Raw genomic sequence first — 19465 nt, 5'->3', positions numbered from 1 at the left:
GCGCAAATGTAGCCTCACATTCCGGACGTTGACCCTTCAAGGATCGTTTATGTTTTCGCGCCCTTCTTTGATCGCCTGCAGCTTCGCCGCAGCCACATTTTCCGCCCTCTTCGCAACGGCAACCCCGGCCCTTTCCGGCAGCCGCGACAAGGCGTTCTTCGAGCAGGTTTCGGGCCAGTGGAAAGGCCCGGGCGAAATCGTTGCCGGCAAATACAAAGGCACGAAATTCACCTGCGACCTGACCGGTGATGTCGCCGGCGGCAAGACCGCGGGTATCAAGCTCGACGGCTTCTGCCGCGTCGGCGTCTTCAAGCAGCCTATGTCGGCTGTCATCACTCAGGCCGGCAACAGCTACAAGGGCAAGTTCCTGGATGGCGCCAACGGCAAGGGCCTCGATATCATCTCCGGCAATGTATCGAAGGACAAGGTCGTCGTCGGCATCAACCGCAAGAAGCTGAACGGCGCGATGATCGCCCGCCTGCAGGATTCATCGACGATGAACATCACCATCTCGGTCAAGGTCGAGGACACCATGGTTCCGGTGATCGGCGTCAGCCTCTCGCGCCAGGTCGATACCATGGCCGTCGGTTCGATCGAATAGATCTTCCACCTGCTTTGTTTCAAAGAAGGAGCACGCTGACCGGCGGGCTCCTTTTCCGTTTCAGCCGCTGTTTTTCCACCAGTTGGTATCGAGAGATGCGGCCTCGATACCGGAGATATCAGCGTCTTCCAGCCATTCTGCCACCGTCTTGCCGCCAACCGTCATCTGCGGTGCAAAATCGGCAAGCGGCATCAGCACGAAGCCGCGAACGGTCATGCGCGGATGCGGGATCTCCAGCTTTTCGGTTTTCAGCACCCTGCCACCATAGGTCAGGACATCGATATCGATGGTTCTCGGCCCCCAGCGCTCCAGACGCTCGCGCTTCATCTCGCGCTCGATGGAAAGACAGGTGTCGAGCAGGTCATCCGGCAAAAGCGAAGTCTCGACCTGCGCGCAGGCATTGAAGAACCAGGCCTGGTCGGTCTTGCCCCAAGGCGGCGTCCGGTAAAGCCGCGAAACGGCGGTGACCGAACAGTCGGTTCGGGCATCCAGGGTCGCCAGCGCCCGCGCCATGGACGCTGCCGGATCGCCGATATTGCCGCCCAGGCCAAGTGTTGCCGTCGTAAAAATCATCTCAGGCGAAATACTCGACGGTAACCTCGACATAGTCGAGAACACCGGGAACCGGCGCATTCGGCTTGCGGATAGAAACCTCGGCCCGGCGGATCTGCGGGAAGCGCTTGCACAGCGTCTGCGCCACCTCGAGAGCCAAAGCCTCGATCAGATAGCGGCGGCGACCGGTGATGATCTTTTCGATCTCGGTAAAGGCGATGCCGTAATGCACCGTATCCTCAATGGAATCATCCACGAGGGCCGTCCCTTGCTCGACGTCGAGGATTGCGTCGACGAAGAATCGCTGGCCGAGAAACTCTTCCTCGTCGTGAACGCCGTGGCGTGCGAAGAAGGCGCAGTTCTTGAGCGTGATCGTGTAGGTCGCCGTCATGATCTCAATCCTGCCCTTTGTTCCTCGCCACTAGCATAGCATCTGCCATCAGCAACGCATCCCTGTTGATTGCGACATCATGTACCCGGAAAACAGCGGCGCCCGCCATTCGAAGCAGCACGGTCGTCGCAGCCGTCGCGACATCGCGCTCCGCAGCCTCGCGTCCCGTCACCGCACCGATGAACCGTTTGCGCGAGGTGCCGGCAAGAAGCGGCGCCTTCAACCCGTGAAGCTCGCCAAACCGCGCCATCAGGGCAAGGTTCTCTTCCGTATCCTTGGCAAATCCGAAGCCGGGATCGAGCACGATCTGGTCCGTGGCGACGCCGGCCGCCGTTGCGATCTCCAGAGATCGTTTTAGAAAGTGGAACTGGTCGGCAATCACGTCGGCCAGTTTCTCGCGGTCGCGGCCCGTGTGCATGATGCACAGCCCTGCCCCCGTGTCTGCCGCCACCTTTGCCAGATCCGGTTCGCGCTGCAGGCCGTGCACGTCGTTGATGATGTGGGCGCCGGCGGCAACCGCAAGCCGGGCGGTCTCGGCCCGGTATGTGTCAACCGAGATAATTGCATCCGTGCGCGCAGACAATGCGGCGATCACCGGCAGAATTCGGTCCTGCTCCTGCGCCGCGGAAACCGGATCGGCGCCGGGTCGCGTCGATTCGCCGCCGATGTCGAGAATGCCGGCACCCGCCTCCACAGCCCGCAGCGCGCGCTCGATCGCGCCGGCTGAATCCCTGTCCAGTCCACCGTCGGAAAAGGAATCCGGCGTAACGTTGATGATCGCCATCAGCACGCCGGCCGGTCCAAGCGCCAGCCGGCGCCCGTGGCCCAGATGCCAGTCGAAGGATTGGAAAGGATCGTGCATCATGACTTTCGCCGCTGTTGTGAGCGGCTGCCTGCGAATTTGTGTTGCGCTGGCGCTGGCTATGCCCCAAGCTTTGGGGAACTTCAACTACAGAGACTGCCATGCCGATGCCTTCAGGCCGTATTTCCTCCACAGCGCTGCTGTTTTTCGCGCTCGCGCTTGGTCAAGCCGGCAATGCCACCGCCGAAACAGTCTTCAGCAAGAGCTTTTCATACTTTCCCATCGGCGGACGCACCGCCGAAGATCTGGACAAGGGCCTGTCAGCGCAAGGCCCGCTGATGAAATCCACAGGTGCGCGGCATCCGGGCGCCACGAAAATCAAATTCGGCGGCACGGTGACCTATGTCAGCCGCGGCGGAAAATGCGCGGTAGGCAGCGCCAAGGTCACCCTCAACACGAAAATCATCCTGCCGCGCTGGACCAACCGCAAGCGTGCCGGCCGGGATCTGGCCCTCGTCTGGGACACGCTGTCGAGTGACATCAAGCGCCACGAGGAACGCCACGCCGAAATCGCCCGCACACATGCGCGCAAACTGGAGAGCAGTTTTCTCACCTTGCGGCCCGAAGCCGACTGCGAACGCATGCAGGCCAGCGTCGCCCGCGTCAGCGAAACGGCGATATCAGACCATGATCGCGATCAGGCCCGCTTCGACAGAACGGAGGCCGTCAATTTCGATCGCCGCATGATTCGCCTCCTGCAATACCGACTTGATGCCATCCGCAAGAAATAGCAGCACCGCCGGTCATCAGGATTTGCTGCCTGCGGACCGATGTTTCGCAGTCTGAATTTTTCCGAAAATTCGAATCCGATCAAACAGATGGCGACCGGCATATAAGCCTTTGATGCGGCCTGTGCGCTACAAGATCGTCATGGCAAACGCCATGCTCCCGAACAACCCCAGCAAAGGTTTCCACCGGCACGCCCCGCTCACCTTGCGTGAACCTTATGCGTCAATAGTATTTCATTGGTGATTTCTAGCGATAGAACAAAGCGTAAAGTTCCGCTATATTTAAATCATAGAGTGAAAGACAGGCAGACAGGCCTCTTCACAGAAATTCAGGGCGTGCCCGAGTAAGCTCATGATGAGCTGAGTGTTTCCAGAGTAACGGTTTCGTATGTAGTTTTGCCTGGCTTGATCATTTCGTTTGATCGCCGGACAGCCGTGCACCGTCGTTCTCCTGGCGTATCCTATTGCTGCAGATGTTCCCTCCCTCATCTGTAAGCGATGCGCCCTCCTAGCCCCGCTTGCCTATTCGGCAAGCGGGGCTTTTTTGTCTTTCAGCAGGGAGAGAACGAATAATCAGGCCTGGCGTTCGGGCACATGTACGACCAGCCCGTCGAAGGCGTCGGACATCTTGATCTGGCAGGACAGGCGCGAGGTCGGTTTCACCTCATAGGCAAAATCGAGCATGTCCTCTTCCATGGCCTCCGGCGCGCCGACGGCGGCCGACCAGGCATCGTCGACATAGACATGACAGGTGGCACAGGCACAGGCGCCGCCGCATTCGGCTTCGATGCCGGGGACGGAATTGCGCACCGCATTTTCCATGACGGTCGATCCGTTCTGGACATCGAGATCGTGGCGCGTGCCGTCAAAGGCGACAATGGTCAATTTTGTCATGGTCTGTTCCGGATGCTGGCGTTGTTTCGGCGTGCCGTATCAACAGTTGCGCCGCCCTTTTGAGAAGGCGGCGCGCTACACGGCAAATTCACCTGATTTCTTCCAACAATTCAGCCTGGCAGTCAACTCGCCAGGACTGCGGCGAAAGGCCTGTCGCAAACGGCGCTGAAGCCACATTGGCGGCGTAGCGGATTGACCGTCAGCGGCAGAGCTTGAGGATGAACAGTTCCGCTTCGAGAACAGACGCCCCAAGCGCTGCGAGATGGGCCGCATCGTTCGGCTGATCCTCGACGCTTTGCGCGATCTGGGCAACGGTGAAGGCGCCAACGGCAAGGGCTGCACCTTTCAGGCGATGGGCTGTTGCTAGCCGGTGATCGATGTTGTCCGACGACAATTCCTTCATCAGCTGGCGCGTCTGTCGCGCGAACATCTGAAGGACTTCGATCTCGAGCAGCTTGTCACCCATGGTCTGTGTAGCAAGATGAACCAGATCGATGGGGCGCGATTTGGAGGGACATGCACCGCCGAAATTATCGGGAGCTTCGAAAGCGATCTTGAGTGCCGCCATTGTACCAATTTCCTTGTTTTCTTTTTTAAACAACGATGGGGTCCGGCCAGCCGCCCGCATCGTCAACACGCATCCAAATCCTCAACGAGCGGGCCGTGCCGATTATTCAAATCGACGACCTGTCGAAGCACTCCAGCGACTGTAGACTGTGCAGGCACTGCCCCAAAGCAGAAACCGGCCTGTCGTTTCCCGTCTGTCCTGCCCCTCATTAAGCCGAAGCGGCGCTGCTATCAGATTAAATCCCGGCGCAATGAAGGCAAGAATCGCGCAGCATGGTTAACGACAGTTAAACTACCTGAATTCCTTGGCTTTTCAGATTCTAAAGCCCTTTGGGGATTAAGAAATTGTTAGCATTTTAACTATTGGAGAAGGGCGTTAATTGTCAGAAACAGGTGAATGTGTCACTACGGTACGGTTAGGGACAGTTTGTGCCGGCTTGCCGCCACGGTCCCGGTGGATAAGAGCATGCGTGGCTATCATCATGGCCCCGATGCCACTATCCACCGGTGTGAATGAATTGGGTGATCTGTCAGGGTATTGCGTGAATGTGATGCGTGTATCTTGCCGTCACCGCCCTTATGCGGAGATGTTCCACAATGGACAGGTGGTCCTTGAGGAGAATGGTCGTAAGCGGGCAGTTTGGTAACGAGGCGTATCCGTAATGGCGACAAATAAAAGCAACAGAATCGATCGACGACAAGGCTTTCCAGGCATTGGAAAATGCGCTGAAGATCGACTTTGACGAGCTTAAGTCGGCCCTGAACGACAAGACTTCCTTGGATGAGCCGGAGGAAAAAGTGTCAGAACCCAGCAACAAGGCTTCGGCGGCTGACCAGCAGAGAAGTGCAAAGCCGACCGGCGAGCCAGCGGTAAAGTCCGCAAGGCCCCAGGATACGGCCAGAAACTTGACGCCGGAACAGGCGCCGCGAGCCCCTTCTTTTGCCCCCGCCAACGACGACGGTCGCAAGACACCCGCAGCAATTCTCCGGTCTCTCGAAATCCGCTCCAGCCGCACGACGATGCGCATCGCCGCGGTCGGCTCTCTGCTTTGGGTCGTCGGTGGCCTCGGCGTCGCCAATCTCCTCTATGGCCCGGAAATCTGGCAAATCCGCTCGATGGCCGATCTGGCAGCCATGCCAGGTGCCGTCGGCGTTGCCATCTTCATCATCCTGCCGGTGATGCTGTTCTTCGCCTTCGCCATCATGATTTCCCGCGCCCACGAACTGCGCAGCGCCGCCCGCTCGATGGCGGAAGTCGCCCTGCGGCTTGCCGAGCCGGAAACCGCCGCCTCCGAGCGCATCATGACCGTCGGTCAAGCCGTTCGCCGCGAAGTTTCCGCCATGAACGAAGGCATCGAGCGGACAATCGCCCGCGCGACGGAACTCGAAACCCTCGTACACTCTGAAGTGAATGCGCTGGAACGTAGCTACAGCGACAACGAATTGCGCGTCCGCACGCTGGTGCAGGAGCTTGGGCTCGAGCGCGAGGCGATCGTCGGTCATGCCGAGCGAATCCGCTCCTCGATCTCGGGCGCCCATGCGCAGCTGAAGGACGAACTGGCTGTCGCCGGCGAAGATATCACGACACGCATCGGCACATCAGGCGAAGCCTTCGCCTCGATGATCGAGACGCGCGCCGCCGCGCTGATGGAGAAATCCAACAATGCGACGCAGACGATCAGCACCATGCTCTCGACGCGCACGGATGCCCTGCTTTCCGGCCTGACGACGGCCGGTGTTTCGCTGAGCAACGAATTCGACAACCGGCTGGAAAACCTCAGCCAGACGCTTGCAAAGCGCGGCCAGCAGCTCTTGGGCCAGTTCGAGACCCGCGCGTCCTCGCTCGACGCCAACACCGAAAAGCTGAATGCCGCTCTCAACGAGCGGGCACGCCAGTTGAACGAGACGCTGATTGCCCGCACCCGCGATCTGAACGAGAGCCTGAACGTCGGTCAGCAGGCCATTACCGGCGGACTGGATGACATTCTGAACTCGCTGAACGCAACGCTCGACGAGCGCGGTGCAAGCTTCCGCCAGAGCCTGAAATCGACGGCCGACGATACCATCATGGATCTGGACCTGCGCTCCGGCTTCTTCGAGGAAAAACTCCAGGCGACGGTCGGCACGCTGGCAACGGCCTTCGATTCGCGCTTCCATGAATTCGCCAATGCCTTCGACAAACGCGCCGGCATGCTCGATTCCAAGCTGATGGAAAGCCTTGCGCGCATCAACCAGACCGTTTCGGGCGGATCCGAAGCGATCGGCGGCATGCTCGACAGCAGCATCGAAAAATTCGAAAACGCCCTTTCGGACCAGTCGCTGACGCTGGCAACGACCCTTGGCACGACACAGGATTTCATCGAGGAAACGATCAGCGGCAAGACGGCCGAACTCGGCGAAGCGATCGGCAACGCCCACACCCGCATCGACAGTGTGCTGTCGGAACGCTCCGGTGCGCTGATGAGCGCTCTGACCCAGGCACAGGACCGGATCGAATCCGGTTTCGGACAGCGTGCCGACGCCCTTGAAACCAATCTAGCAGGCAGCGAAATGCGCCTTGCCGCGTCGCTCGATGCGCGCACCGGCAACCTCGTTGATGGTCTCCAATCCGCCCACAGCCGCATCGAGGAGACGCTTGCAAGCCGCGCGGACGAAATCACCAGCGCCATCGCGGCCAGCCAGTTCCGGCTCGACAATACGCTCTCCGAGCGCACCGCAGCCCTGACCGGCATTCTGACATCCAGCACGGCGGCCATCGAGACCGCGCTTGGCGGCACGGTCGACCAGCTTGGCTCCATCCTGTCGGAGCGGACCGCAAGCCTGTCTGCGACACTGGCCTCCGGAACCGAAGGCATTGCGGAAACCATGGCCATGGGAACCGCGGCGGTTGAAATCTCGCTCGGTGGAACCGCCGAGCAGATCGACGGTATTCTTTCCGAGCGGACGGCTGCCCTCACTGGCATCCTGGCGTCCAACACGTCCGCAATCCAGAGCGCCCTGGGAGGCACTACCGAGCGGATCGACGGCATTCTTTCGCAGCGCACAGCAGCCCTCACCGAGGTCCTGGTGTCCAACACGTCGGCAATCGAAAGCGCCTTGGGCGGCTCAACCGAGCAGCTCAATTCCATCCTGTCCGAGCGCGCGGCCGGCCTGTCCGCAACGCTTGCCTCCGGAAGAGAAGGCCTGACAGAGGCGCTGGCCATGGGTGCAGCCGCTGTCGATATTTCCCTTGGTGGAACCACCGAGCGGATCGAAGGCATTCTTTCGGAGCGGACGGCCGCCCTTTCCGGCGTTCTTTCCTCAAGCACGACTGCAATCGAAACGGCCATCAGCGGGACCGTCGAGCGGGTCGGCAGCGTCCTGACCGACCGAGCGCAGGCGTTGACGGAAGACCTTTCCACACGCACGGCAACGCTTGACGGCATGCTGGCGCAGCGCAATGCCGACATCGCCGGCACCATGTCCGCGAGTGCTGCAGATATGGCGGACACGCTGACGAGCCGGACCGAGGAAATTGCCGACAACCTTTCCTTCCGCGCCACCGCGATTGCCGAAACCATGTCGGATCGTGTCAGCGACATCGAGAAGCAACTGTCCGGCCGCGTCTCGGACATTGCCGACAATCTGAGCGGCCGCGTCAGCGAGATCGCCGGGACGATGACCCGCACCTCGGCGGATATTGCCGGTGCCCTCTCCGGCCATGCGTCGGAACTCGCTGCCACCATGGCCAGCAAGGCGTCCGAAATCGAGCAGACCCTGTCGGGTCGCGCCGAGGAACTGACCGGATCGCTGGCCACGACCCACGACCGCATCCGCGCGACGCTCGACGACCGGATCAATGCCATCAACATCGCCGTCAGCGAAGGCAGCAACCAGCTTGCAGACGTGCTCGGTGAGCAGACGATCTCGATCGCCACGACGCTGGCAACCAGCGCCAGCATGCTGGAAATGACGCTGGAGGAGCGCCAGAGCGAACTCGGCTCGGCCATCGACCGCAGCGCCGACATACTCGACCAGCGCATGCGCGACAGCACGGGCCTGGTCGCCAGCCGCTTGAGCGAGACGGCCGACCAGATCAGCCGCGCCGCCGACACGCTAACAAACCGCATGGATGTCGCCGCGTCCGGCATCAACACAAGCCTCGAATATACCAGCAACCGGATAGAAAGCAGCCTCGGCATTCTTGAAGGCCGTATCCGTGACAGCGTCGATACAGTCCACGACTTCGTCGATAGCGCCGGTCAGAAAATCGGCGATACGCTTTCGGCACGGGTGTCCGAACTCGACCAGGTGAGCAGCATTGCCGCAGCTCGCATATCCGACACGCTTGCCGGCCGCGCCGACGAACTGAGCCGCGTCAGCGATGTGGCTGCGACACGGATTTCCGAAACGCTGTCGAGCCATACATCCGAGCTGGACCGCGCCAGCGAAGCTGCCGCCAATCGGATTTCCGCCAGCATCGAAGGCGGCACGAACCGGATCGAAGAGCGTCTCGGCACCATGGACCGGGCGCTCACCATCGGTCTCGACAATGTCAGCCGCACGATCGAAGGCAAGGCCGCCGGCCTCGTCACAAGTCTGCGCGGCGCCGTTGGCGACGCTGCCCAGGGCATCGACGCGGAAGCGGTCCGTTCGGCCGATCTGCTTGCCCGGGCCGGTGACGAGTTCTCCCGCGCCATGGCCGCCCGCCAGTCCGAATTTGCGACGTCGATCGAACAGACGGCGGCCCAGGTCGCCATGCGCAGTGCCGAACTCGCGCGCTCCGTCGGCGAAGCCTCCGATACCGCCAGCGCCCGCATCTCCGAAACGCAGGGTCGTGTCGCCGAGCAGGCGTCGGCGCTGCACCAGAATCTGTCCGATGTCGAAAAGGCGCTTGAAGCCCGCGGCAACGCCATTCGCTCGACGCTGGACGACAAGACACGCGAATTGAATTCGATGCTGTCGGGCCGTTCTGCGGAGCTCTCCCGTCTGATCGACGAGGAAGCCCGTCCGCTGGTCGAGCAGTATGCCGCGACCGGCAAGGAGACCGCCGAGCGCATCACCGCCGTGACTCAGGAAAGCGCCGATCGCCTGCGCGCCGAAAGTGCCTCGCTGATCAACAGCCTGACCGCCCGCACCGGCGAAACGCTGAATGCCATCGCCGGCCGCGCCGAGGAAACCGCCAAGGCCATGAAGATGGTCGAGAACCGCCTGCAATCGACGGCAACGGGATTGATCGACCAGCTGGCCGCCAGCAATTCGGCGATCGCCTCGGTCATCGAACAGGCGGGCGCCAATCTTGGCGCCATGGACGAGCAGCTGGAATCGACCACGGCGCGCTTCTCCGAATCGGCCACCCGCGCCTCCGACATGCTCTCGACGTCAACCCGCCTTCTCGAAGGCAAGGTTGACAAACTCTCGGAAATCTCCGGCTCGACCCTGTCCCAGATCGGCGGCATCGTCGGTCGTTTCGAGGACCACTCACGCGTGCTCAGCCAGGCCTCGGATCTGCTCGGTGCAGCCCAGTCCAATCTCGTCAGCACGCTCGAGGAGCGTCAGGAGGCCTTGCGCACCCTGTCCGTGGGTCTTGTTCGCCGCTCGGAAGAGATCGAAAAAACCATGCATGCGCTGGAAGGCTTCGTCGATGGCGCCTTTGAGCGGGCCGAGGAACGCTCGACCCAGGTTGCGGGCAATCTGCGCAGCGGTATTCAGTCTTCCTTTGCCGATGTCGGCCGCTTGCTGACCGACGCCGAAAAGCGGGCAGCGGCCGCAGCCGACGCCATGCGCACCGCGCTGGTTCAGGCCGGCGACGAAGCCAGCATGTCGGTTGAAGCCGTGTTTGTTCGGGCAGAGGAAAAATCCAGCCAGATCGCCGGCAATCTGCGCGCCGGCGTCCAGGCTTCCTTCAACCAGGTCAGCAAGACGCTTGATGACGCCGAGCAGCGCGCGGCCAGCGCCTCCGAGACGATGCGCGCGGCCGTCACCAAGGCCGGCGAGGAAGCCGGAATGTCGGTCGAAAATGCCTTCATCCGTGCCGAGGAACGCTCCAAGGAAGTCGCCTCGCGTCTGCGGGGCAGCGTCGGCGCCTCGCTTTCCGATATCGAACGCATGCTGGCCGAAACCGGGAAGAAATCCGATGGTGCGGCCCAGCAGATGCGCGAAGCCTTGCGCCAGGCCGTCGAGGATGCCATCGGCAAGTTCAGCGGCGCGACCGAAGATATCCGCCGCTCGGCCAACGAGATCCGCAAGGAACTCGACATGACCCGCGAGGAACTGAAGCGCGGTGCCTTCGATCTTCCGGAAGAAGCCAAGGAAAACGCCTCCGTCATGCGCCGCGCCGTCGCCGAGCAGATCAAGGCGCTGCAGGAACTGTCCGAGATCATCGGCAAGTCCTCCGGGCAGATGGAAGTCGCCCAGCCGGTCGTCCGACAGCAGGTGGTCCAGCAGCAACAGCCCGTTGCTCAGCAAGTGTCGCAGCCGGTCGCACAGGCGATCGTCACCCCGGCCCCTGCCCGCGTCATCCAGCAGCAGCCGACACCCGAGCAGCGCCGCCCGGCGCCGGAACCGGCGCTTCGTGGCAGCCTCGGCCTCCAGCCTCAGCCGATTGCCCAGCAGCCGGCGCGTCAGCCGGAACAGCCGCTCGAGGATACGCGCGGACGCGTGGAGGAAGGCAGCGGCTGGATGCGTGACCTGTTGCGCGGCGCTTCGCGCGAAGAAGCTCAGCCGGTCCAGCAGACCCCAATTCAGCGGGCGACCGAGACCCAGCCTGCCGCCCGTACCGGCGACAGCCGCAACCCGCGCCATGTGATGGAGTCGCTGAATTCGCTCTCGGTCGATATCGCCCGCGCCATCGATCATGATGCTTCTGTCGATCTGTGGCGCCGCTACCAGCGCGGCGAGCGCGACGTGTTCACACGCCGCCTCTATACGCTGAAGGGCCAGCAGACCTTCGACGAGATCAAGCGCAAGTATGATCGCGAACCGGAGTTCCGCACCGCAGTCGACCGCTACATCGCCGACTTCGAAAAACTGCTCGCCGACGTTGCCCGCAACGACCGCGACAAGATGATGACCCAGACCTACCTGACCTCGGATACCGGCAAGGTTTATACCATGCTGGCCCACGCCGCCGGACGGTTCAGCTAAACCCGCCGCTGGAATGAACAGAACACACGGCCTCGCTTCGCAGCGGGGCCGTTTTCGATTCAGGCGGTATCATTTCAGAAGCTCAAACGGCGGCTCCGCCATGGGATCCAACAGGCACGGTCCGGTGAAGCTCTATCCGCCGGCCAACAGCATTTGCGGTTTTGCTACGACGACGCCGGGAAGATCAGCACTAAACGCAAGCCGCCTGTGGGCAAATCCCCCAGGATCGAAATAGCCGAAGCGCTCACGACCTGCGGAACGCGCGACTGGAGACCGATATGCTGTTGCCATCAGGATCCTTGGCGTTGGCATAGGTGTAGCCATCGGCATGATGGATCGGACCGAACGCCAACCCATCGCTTGCACGCGCCGCAATGTATGCCGCCACATCCTCGACATCAAAGACCAGCTTGACGAGCACCTGCCCCATCCTCTGCGCCTTGCCAGCCTTATGTAGCATCAGGATCGCACCACCCTCCGGGTGTCGCAGCTCGGTAATCCGGTCGCCGGGATCATCCATTTGGATAAAGCTGAAATGCTGTTCATAGAAGCGCGCGGTCGCGTCGACGTCGCGGGTGTAGAGCACGATCCTGGTCAGCAAACAACGCACTCCCGGTCTGAAGCATGAACACAACAAGCAGCCTTGTCTGTCGGAACAGTTCACGTGAACGATGCCCGCACAACAAAAAAGGCGATCCGAAGATCGCCTTTTTTAAACCGAAGCACCTTGGAACTCAATGTTCCTTGTTGGCGTAGACCGACTTCTTCGTCAGGTAGATCAGGCCGGTGAAGATCAAAAGGAAGATCAGAACCATGAAGCCCGTCCGCTTGCGCTCTTCCAGGTGCGGCTCTGCTGCCCACATCAGGAAGGCCGAAATGTCCTGCGAATACTGCTCGACCGTCTGCGGCGAACCATCATCATAGGTGACCTGGTCGTCGGAGATCGGCTTGGCCATGGCGAGAGACATGGCTGCATTGAAATGCGGATTGAAGTGCGTGCCTTCCGGAACTGTGACGCCTTCCGGCGGCTCCTGATAGCCTGTCAGGAGCGAGTGGATATAGTCCGGCCCGCCTTCCTGATACTGGGTGAAGATATCGAAGATGAACAGCGGGAAGCCGCGTTCGACGCCGCGCGCCTTGGCGATCAGCGAGAAGTCCGGCGGTGCTGCACCATTGTTGGCGGCGGCGGCAGCCTCGTCGTTCGGATACGGCGACGGGAAGTGGTCGGATGCAACAGCCTTGCGGGTGTACATCTCGCCGTCCGCATTTGGTCCGTCCTGGACCTCGTAATTGGCAGCGAAGGTCTTCACCTGGGCTTCCGAATAGCCGAGATCTTCCAGCGTGCGGAAGGATACCAGTTTCATCGAATGGCAGGCGGAACAGACTTCCGTATAGACCTTGAGACCGCGCTGAAGCTGCCCCTTGTCATAGTGACCGAAGGGGCCGGAGAAACTCCAGTCCATTTCTTCCGGCTTCAGGATCGGATAGTGCGCGGTCGCAGCGGCGTGCTCCGTCGCTTCCTTCAGATCGTGCCCCTCGCCAGCTGCATAGGCAGCGCCGCCCAGGAGACCGGCTGCAAGTGCGAGCGACAGGATGCTTGTAACAAGCTTTTTCATCGGTTCAGTTCCTCTCAGCCGCGCTCAGTTCTTGTTCTTCTTTGCCAGAACCGCTTCCGTGATCGAATTCGGAATGCGCTTCGGGGTCTCGATCAGGCCGAGAACCGGCATGATGACGAGGAAGAAGGCGAAGTAGTAGAGCGTGCCAATCTGGGCCAGCAGGGTGTAGAGATCGGTCGCAGCGCGCGAGCCAAGCCATCCGAGCAGAATCGCGTTGACCACGAAGATCCAGTAGAAAAGCTTGTACCAGGGGCGGTAGACGGCCGAGCGAACCTTCGACGTGTCGAGCCAGGGCAGGAAGAACAGGATGATGATCGAACCGAACATCACCAGAACACCACCGAGCTTCAGAATCGATCGGGCCGATGTTGAAGGTGATGGCACGGAGCATCGCGTAGAACGGCAGGTAGTACCATTCCGGAACGATGTGGGCCGGCGTCTTCAGCGCGTTGGCCATGATGTAGTTGTCGGGATGGCCGAGATAGTTCGGCATGTAGAAGACGAACCAGGCATAAGCGATGAGGAAAACCGACACACCGAGCGCGTCCTTGAGGGTCGCATAGGGTGTGAAGGGAACCGTATCGGTCTTCGTCTTCACTTCGACGCCGGTCGGATTGGTCTGGCCGGTCACGTGCAGGGCCCAGACGTGCAGCACGACGACGCCGGCGATCATGAAGGGCAACAGGTAATGCAGCGAGAAGAAGCGGTTGAGCGTCGGTTGATCGACGGCAAAACCACCCAGCAGGAACTGCTGCAGCCACTCGCCGACCAGCGGGAAAGCGGAGAAGAAGCCGGTGATAACCGTTGCTCCCCAGAACGACATCTGCCCCCAGGGCAGAACGTAGCCCATGAAGCCGGTCGCCATCATCAGGAGATAGATGACAACGCCGAGGATCCAGAGGATTTCGCGCGGCGCCTTGTACGAGCCGTAGTAGAGGCCGCGGGCGATGTGCAGATAGACAGCAATGAAGAAGAACGATGCGCCGTTGGCATGCATGTAGCGCAGCAGCCAACCGTGATTGACGTCGCGCGTGATCTTCTCGACGGAAACGAAGGCAACCGAAATATCGGCCGCATAGTGCATGGCCAGAACCACGCCGGTCAGGATCTGGATGATCAGCATCACCGAGAGCATGGCGCCAAAGGTATAGGCATAGTTCAGGTTGCGTGGAACGGGGTAGGAAATGAAGCTGTCATGCACCATCCGCGGCAGCGGCAGGCGTGAATCGATCCATTTCTCGATACCGGTCGTCGGTGTGTAGGTTGAATGATCCCCACTCATAGTCAGTATTCCCCTCAACCGATCTTGATAACTGTGTCGGACGTGAATGCAAATGTCGGCACTGGAAGGTTCGTTGGCGCCGGACCTTTGCGAATACGGCCCGCCGTATCGTAGTGCGAGCCGTGGCAGGGACAGAACCACCCGCCGAAATCGCCAGCCTGGCCGAGTGGAACGCAGCCCAGATGGGTGCAGGAGCCGATCATCACGATCCAGTTTTCTTTATCCTTGCCGGCGGAGCGATCGACATCGCTCGCCGTCGCGTCGGCCGGAAGGTTGCTGTTGCGGGCAACCGGATCCTTGAGATCGGAAAGCGCGACGGCATTTGCCTCTTGCACTTCCTTGTCCGTCCGATTGCGGATGAAAACCGGCTTGCCGCGCCACTTGACGGTCAGCGACATACCCGGCTGGAGGCTCGCAACATCAACCTCGATCGATGCGAGCGCCAGCGTCGATGCATCGGGCCGCATCTGGTCGATGAAGGGCCACGCGACAGCGGCAACCCCAACGGCCCCTGCCATTCCCGTCGTCAGATAAAGGAAATCGCGGCGTGTCGGCTCGCCCTGGGTTTCGCTTGATGTTTCGTGTTCGCTCACGGCTAAACCATCCTCTTCACGCAATGTTTCGCGGAAACCGCATCTGTCCCCGGCACGTTTTCGCTCCGTGTCACACTTGAGCGAAAGAACCGCGCCAAATCAATAAGCCGATGCCGAATCCTTAGAAGTTTTTCAACTTCCGGAGCCGACGATCAAAATCCGGTGTTTGCAGGACACAGTCCGGCCACAGATTCCCCAGCAATTCGGCGCGTTCTATGCTTGATCGGGAATTATGTCCAGCCTTCAAGGCCGTGGGTGGGCACAATGTCGCGGAAAACCCGGCCCCTGCTGGGAGCCGTGTCGAAAGGCCGCGCAGGGAAAGCCTCAAAGCGCTGCAAAGCCAATCGTGACAGGGACTTATGCCTCCTATTCCGCCGCCTCTTCCTGGCCGAGAAATCCGCCCGACTGGCGCGACCAGAGCTCGGAATAGAGCCCTCCCCGTGTCAGCAATTCGGCATGCGTCCCGTCCTCGATAATCCGTCCGCGATCCATGACGAGGAGACGGTCAAGCGCTGCGATCGTGGAGAGGCGGTGGGCGATGGCCAATACGGTCTTGCCGTGCATCAGCCGGTCGAGATTCGACTGGATGGCGGCTTCAACCTCCGAATCGAGCGCCGAGGTCGCCTCGTCCAGCACCAGGATCGGCGCATCCTTCAGCATCACGCGCGCAATGGCGATGCGCTGGCGCTGGCCGCCCGAGAGCTTGACACCACGCTCGCCGACATGGGCGTCGAACCCCTTGCGGCCGCGCTGGTCTTCCAGCCTGTCGATGAAATCAAATGCCTCGGCGCGGCGTGCCGCCTCGATCAGCTTGGCCTCGTCCGCGTCCGGCCGCCCGAATAAAATGTTGTCTCGGATCGAACGGTGCAGCAGCGACGTATCCTGGCTGACCATGCCGATCTGCGATCGCAGTGATTCCTGCCGCACGCCGGCAATGTCCTGACCGTCGATAAGGATACGCCCGCCTTCGAGATCGTAGAAGCGCAGCAGCAGGTTGACGAGCGTCGACTTGCCGGCGCCCGAACGGCCGACGATGCCGACCTTTTCGCCGGGGCGGATGGTGAGCGACAGGTCGTCCATCAGTCCCGCCGTCTTGCCGTAGTGGAAGCGGACATGCTTGAAGCGGATTTCGGGGAGCGGATTTCAAGATCCAGCGCGCCAGGGCGATCGGTCAGCCCGATCGGCTGCGAGATCATTTCGGCAGCGTTCTGGATGGGGCCGATATTGCGCATGATCCCGTTGAACTGCACCATCATGCGGCTCAGCAGGAAGTTCAGCCGCAGAACCAGTGCCAGCGTAAAGGCGACGGCGCCAGCGCTGATCATCCCGCGCAGCCACAGATCGACGCTGATCGCCGCCATGGTGACGATCATGATCCCAGACAAAAGCGCCATCGAGGCCCTGACCCCGGTGATGAAGCGCGTGAAGCTCAGGATGGTCTTCTGGAAGATGTCGAAACCCTGCCGCATGTAGCGGTCGTTCTGGTCGTCGCGACCGAACAGCTTGAGCGTCTGCATGTTGCTATAGGCATCAACCATGCGGCCATTCAGCATCGAGGAGGCTTCCGCCGTCGCGCGGGAATGGTGGCGGATGCGCGGTACGAAAAAGCGCGCCAGAAAGGAAAACGCGATGAGCCAGGCCAGAACAACAACGGCCAGCCAAAGGTCGAGCTGTCCGACCAGCACCAGCGTCGAGACAGCATAGATGCCGACGAACCAGACGCTTTCCATCAGCGATGTCACAAGGTCGCCCGTCGCCTGCCCGCCGGACCAGACCTTGGTAACGATCCGGCCTGAAAAGTCGTTCTGGAAAAAGGACACCGATTGCCGCGCCACATGCAGGTAGGATTGCCAGCGGACGAGATTGTAGAAACCGGGCGTGATGATCTGCTGATCGACCAGCGACATGATCAGCGAGACGACAAAGCGCACGACACCGATCAGGACCAGCATGCCAAAAAGCTCGGCGCCATGGGCCTCCAAAATGCCGCTCCAGCCCTCGGCCGGATTGACGGTTCCCAGAATATCGACGATGCGCCCGACGAACCAGAACAATGCCGCCTCGATGGCAGCCGTGATGCCGCCAAGCACAAGCATGGCGACAAATGGCGCTTTCGCCTGCCGGATGTAGAACCACACGAACGGCACCAGCCGCTCCGGCGGACGCAGGTCCGCCCGTGGCTCAAAAGGCCGGATCCAGTTCTCGAAATAGGAAAAGAGAGCGTTGAGGAGCATCAAACCGATATAGGCGGTTTTTGCGTTGCGGCAACAGGAAATGACCGCGCAGAGGCCGGTGCCGGATTACAAATAGGCAATGAGGCAAACCGGTTGCCCATGGCCCCGTCGACCCTCCCCTGAAACGCAGGGAGAGGATTGTCTGCTCGGCTTTATTCCGCCGCTTCTTCCTTTTCCGTATCGTCGGCGATGAAGCCGCCGGATTGCCGTGACCAAAGGTCGGCGTAGAGCCCACCCGTTTCGACCAGCGCGGCATGGGTCCCGGTTTCAACCACCCGGCCACCCTCGAGGATAACCAAGCGGTCCATCTCCGTCAGGGTCGACAGGCGGTGGGCGATGGCGATCACCGTCTTGCCGTCCATCAGCGCAAACAGGTTTTCCTGGATCGCTGCTTCCACCTCCGAATCGAGCGCCGACGTCGCCTCATCAAGGATCAGGATCGGCGCGTCCTTAAGGAAGACGCGGGCAATCGCGATCCGCTGGCGCTGGCCGCCGGACAGCTTGACGCCCCGCTCGCCGACCTGCGCATCCAGCCCCTTGCGCCCCTGGTTGTCCTCCAGCAGTTCGATGAACTCCCAGGCGTTGGCGCGCTTGGCCGCCGCCATAATTTCATCATCGCTTGCCCCCGGATGACCATAGGCGATATTGTCGCGGATCGAGCGGTGCAGCAGGGAGGTGTCCTGCGTCACCACGCCGATCTGCGACCGCAGGCTGGCCTGCGTCACCCCGGCAATGTCCTGCCCGTCGATCAGGATCCGGCCCGATTCCAGGTCGTAAAGCGCAAAAGCACGTTCATCAGCGTCGTCTTGCCGGCGCCGGAGCGCCCGACGAGACCGATCTTCTCGCCCGGCTGGATCGCAAGCGACAGGTTGTCGATCACGCCCTTGTTCTTGCCGTAGTGGAAGCGGATGTTTTCAAAGGCGATTGCGCCGTGCTCAGCCTTCAGCGCCTTGGCGTCGTCATTGTCGACGATGTCGTGCGCCTTGGTCATCATGCCCATGCCGTCATAGACCGTGCCGATGTTTTCGAACAGGGCTGAGACTTCCCACATCACCCATTGCGACATGCCGTTGATCCGCATGGCCAGCGATACCGCGATCGCGATCGAGCCGACGGAAATGCCGCCGTTCAACCACAGATAGATGCCGAGGCTGGCGATCGAGAACAGTGCGATGCAGTTGTTAGTGTAGACAAGAACATGGAACAGCGTGACCTTGCGCATCTGCTTGTGCACGGTCTGCAGGAATTGATCCATGCTTTCCCTAGCATAGACCTCTTCCCTTCCGGCATGCGAAAACAGCTTCACCGTGGCAATATTCGTATAGCTGTCGACGATCCGCCCCGTCATCATCGAGCGCGTATCGGCCTGCTCCTTGGAGATCTTGCGCAGGCGCGGCACGAAATAGCTGACAATGCCGATATAGACCACGATCCAAAGGATGAGCGGCGCCAGCAGCCGCCAGTCGGCGGCGGCAACGACCACCAGCATCGAGATGAAATAGCTGACGACGTAGACGAAGACGTCGAGAATCTTCATCACCGTTTCGCGCACGGCAAGCGAGGTCTGCATCACCTTGGTGGCGACACGACCGGCAAACTCATTGGCAAAGAACGTCATTCCCTGGCGCAGGAGATAACGGTGCATCTGCCAGCGGGCGATCATCGGGTAATTGCCGAGCAGGACCTGGTGCATGATGATCGAATCGAGCGCCACGACGCTCGGCAGGCCGATCAGGATCAAGGCCCCCATCCAGAAAAGCTTGGTGCCCTCCGACTCAAGGAACGTCTCCTGCCGGGCGGAAGACAGCCAGTCGACGACATTGCCGAGAAACTGGAACAGCGCGACTTCGCCAATAGCGATCAGCATGGTGCAGATCGACATGGTCAAAAGCCAGGGTGCGGCCGGCCTGGTATAATGCCAGCAAAAGGCGAAAAGACCCTGCGGCGGAACCTTGGGTTCCTCGGAGGGATAGGGATTGAGGCGGGATTCAAACCAGCCGAACATGGCAAGCTCCATAAA

General features: G+C 60.8%; 11 protein-coding genes and 3 pseudogenes. 3 read left to right on the top strand and 11 right to left on the bottom strand.

Annotated elements, in window-relative coordinates; all coding sequences use genetic code 11:
• The first annotated feature begins 49 nt into the window (after positions 1-49).
• Positions 50-601, top strand: a complete 552-nt coding sequence (locus P6U16_RS21310; protein ID WP_277702114.1) for a hypothetical protein — start codon at positions 50-52, stop codon at positions 599-601.
• Positions 602-661: 60 nt separating this feature from the next.
• On the opposite strand, the gene folK is transcribed toward P6U16_RS21310, so the two are convergent.
• Genes folK through folP form a run of 3 tightly spaced genes read right to left on the bottom strand, consistent with a single transcriptional unit; the run spans position 662 to position 2409 of the window.
• Entirely contained in the window at positions 662-1174 is a 513-nt protein-coding gene (folK, locus tag P6U16_RS21305) for a 2-amino-4-hydroxy-6-hydroxymethyldihydropteridine diphosphokinase (protein ID WP_277702113.1), read from the bottom strand.
• 1 nt (position 1175) lies between these two features.
• Positions 1176-1544 (bottom strand): dihydroneopterin aldolase, encoded by a 369-nt coding sequence (gene folB / locus P6U16_RS21300; protein ID WP_277702112.1) that lies wholly within the window; start codon positions 1542-1544, stop codon positions 1176-1178.
• Positions 1545-1548: 4 nt separating this feature from the next.
• Positions 1549-2409, bottom strand: coding sequence for a dihydropteroate synthase (folP, locus tag P6U16_RS21295; protein WP_277702111.1), 861 nt, complete (start codon positions 2407-2409; stop codon positions 1549-1551).
• 104 nt (positions 2410-2513) lie between these two features.
• Between folP and P6U16_RS21290 the strand changes: the two genes are divergently transcribed.
• Positions 2514-3137: a DUF922 domain-containing protein gene (locus tag P6U16_RS21290; protein ID WP_277703939.1), complete on the top strand. Its 624-nt coding sequence runs from the start codon at positions 2514-2516 to the stop codon at positions 3135-3137.
• 570 nt (positions 3138-3707) lie between these two features.
• Here the strand turns inward: P6U16_RS21290 and P6U16_RS21285 are convergent.
• Both P6U16_RS21285 and P6U16_RS21280 read right to left on the bottom strand, forming a co-directional pair.
• On the bottom strand, positions 3708-4028 hold the full coding sequence (locus P6U16_RS21285) for a 2Fe-2S iron-sulfur cluster-binding protein (RefSeq protein ID WP_277702110.1): 321 nt from the start codon (positions 4026-4028) through the stop codon (positions 3708-3710).
• A 199-nt stretch (positions 4029-4227) separates the two neighbouring features.
• Entirely contained in the window at positions 4228-4596 is a 369-nt protein-coding gene (locus tag P6U16_RS21280) for an Hpt domain-containing protein (protein WP_277702109.1), read from the bottom strand.
• A 671-nt stretch (positions 4597-5267) separates the two neighbouring features.
• Here P6U16_RS21280 and P6U16_RS21275 point away from each other — a divergent pair.
• Positions 5268-11720 (top strand): kinesin, encoded by a 6453-nt coding sequence (locus tag P6U16_RS21275; RefSeq protein ID WP_277703938.1) that lies wholly within the window; start codon positions 5268-5270, stop codon positions 11718-11720.
• 244 nt (positions 11721-11964) lie between these two features.
• Here the strand turns inward: P6U16_RS21275 and P6U16_RS21270 are convergent, their stop codons facing one another.
• From P6U16_RS21270 to P6U16_RS21245, 6 genes and pseudogenes are all read right to left on the bottom strand, one after another.
• The gene (locus P6U16_RS21270) at positions 11965-12321 is read right to left on the bottom strand and encodes a VOC family protein (protein WP_277702108.1); all 357 of its coding nucleotides are present in this window, start codon (positions 12319-12321) and stop codon (positions 11965-11967) included.
• Between the two features lie 133 nt (positions 12322-12454).
• Positions 12455-13336, bottom strand: a complete 882-nt coding sequence (locus P6U16_RS21265; RefSeq protein WP_277702107.1) for a cytochrome c1 — start codon at positions 13334-13336, stop codon at positions 12455-12457.
• Positions 13337-13360: 24 nt separating this feature from the next.
• Positions 13361-14618: pseudogene (locus tag P6U16_RS21260) on the bottom strand (cytochrome b N-terminal domain-containing protein).
• A 14-nt stretch (positions 14619-14632) separates the two neighbouring features.
• Complete coding sequence (gene petA, locus P6U16_RS21255) at positions 14633-15211, bottom strand: ubiquinol-cytochrome c reductase iron-sulfur subunit (RefSeq protein WP_277702106.1); 579 nt, start codon at positions 15209-15211, stop codon at positions 14633-14635.
• Positions 15212-15577: 366 nt separating this feature from the next.
• Positions 15578-17445, bottom strand: a pseudogene (locus P6U16_RS21250) (ABC transporter ATP-binding protein).
• Between the two features lie 152 nt (positions 17446-17597).
• Positions 17598-19450: pseudogene (locus P6U16_RS21245) on the bottom strand (ABC transporter ATP-binding protein).
• Positions 19451-19465: the final 15 nt, after the last annotated feature.

Source organism: Rhizobium sp. 32-5/1, from assembly GCF_029537235.1.
In the GTDB taxonomy this organism is placed as follows: Bacteria; Pseudomonadota; Alphaproteobacteria; order Rhizobiales; family Rhizobiaceae; genus Pararhizobium.
This window is presented reverse-complemented; position numbering and strand designations above follow the sequence as displayed.

Coding starts and splice junctions, on each gene's coding strand:
- P6U16_RS21310 (WP_277702114.1), top strand. CDS start 50: ATGTTTTCGCGCCCTTCTTTGATCGCCTGCAGCTTCGCCGCAGCCACA.
- folK (WP_277702113.1), bottom strand. CDS start 1,174: ATGATTTTTACGACGGCAACACTTGGCCTGGGCGGCAATATCGGCGAT.
- folB (WP_277702112.1), bottom strand. CDS start 1,544: ATGACGGCGACCTACACGATCACGCTCAAGAACTGCGCCTTCTTCGCA.
- folP (WP_277702111.1), bottom strand. CDS start 2,409: ATGATGCACGATCCTTTCCAATCCTTCGACTGGCATCTGGGCCACGGG.
- P6U16_RS21290 (WP_277703939.1), top strand. CDS start 2,514: ATGCCTTCAGGCCGTATTTCCTCCACAGCGCTGCTGTTTTTCGCGCTC.
- P6U16_RS21285 (WP_277702110.1), bottom strand. CDS start 4,028: ATGACAAAATTGACCATTGTCGCCTTTGACGGCACGCGCCACGATCTC.
- P6U16_RS21280 (WP_277702109.1), bottom strand. CDS start 4,596: ATGGCGGCACTCAAGATCGCTTTCGAAGCTCCCGATAATTTCGGCGGT.
- P6U16_RS21265 (WP_277702107.1), bottom strand. CDS start 13,336: ATGAAAAAGCTTGTTACAAGCATCCTGTCGCTCGCACTTGCAGCCGGT.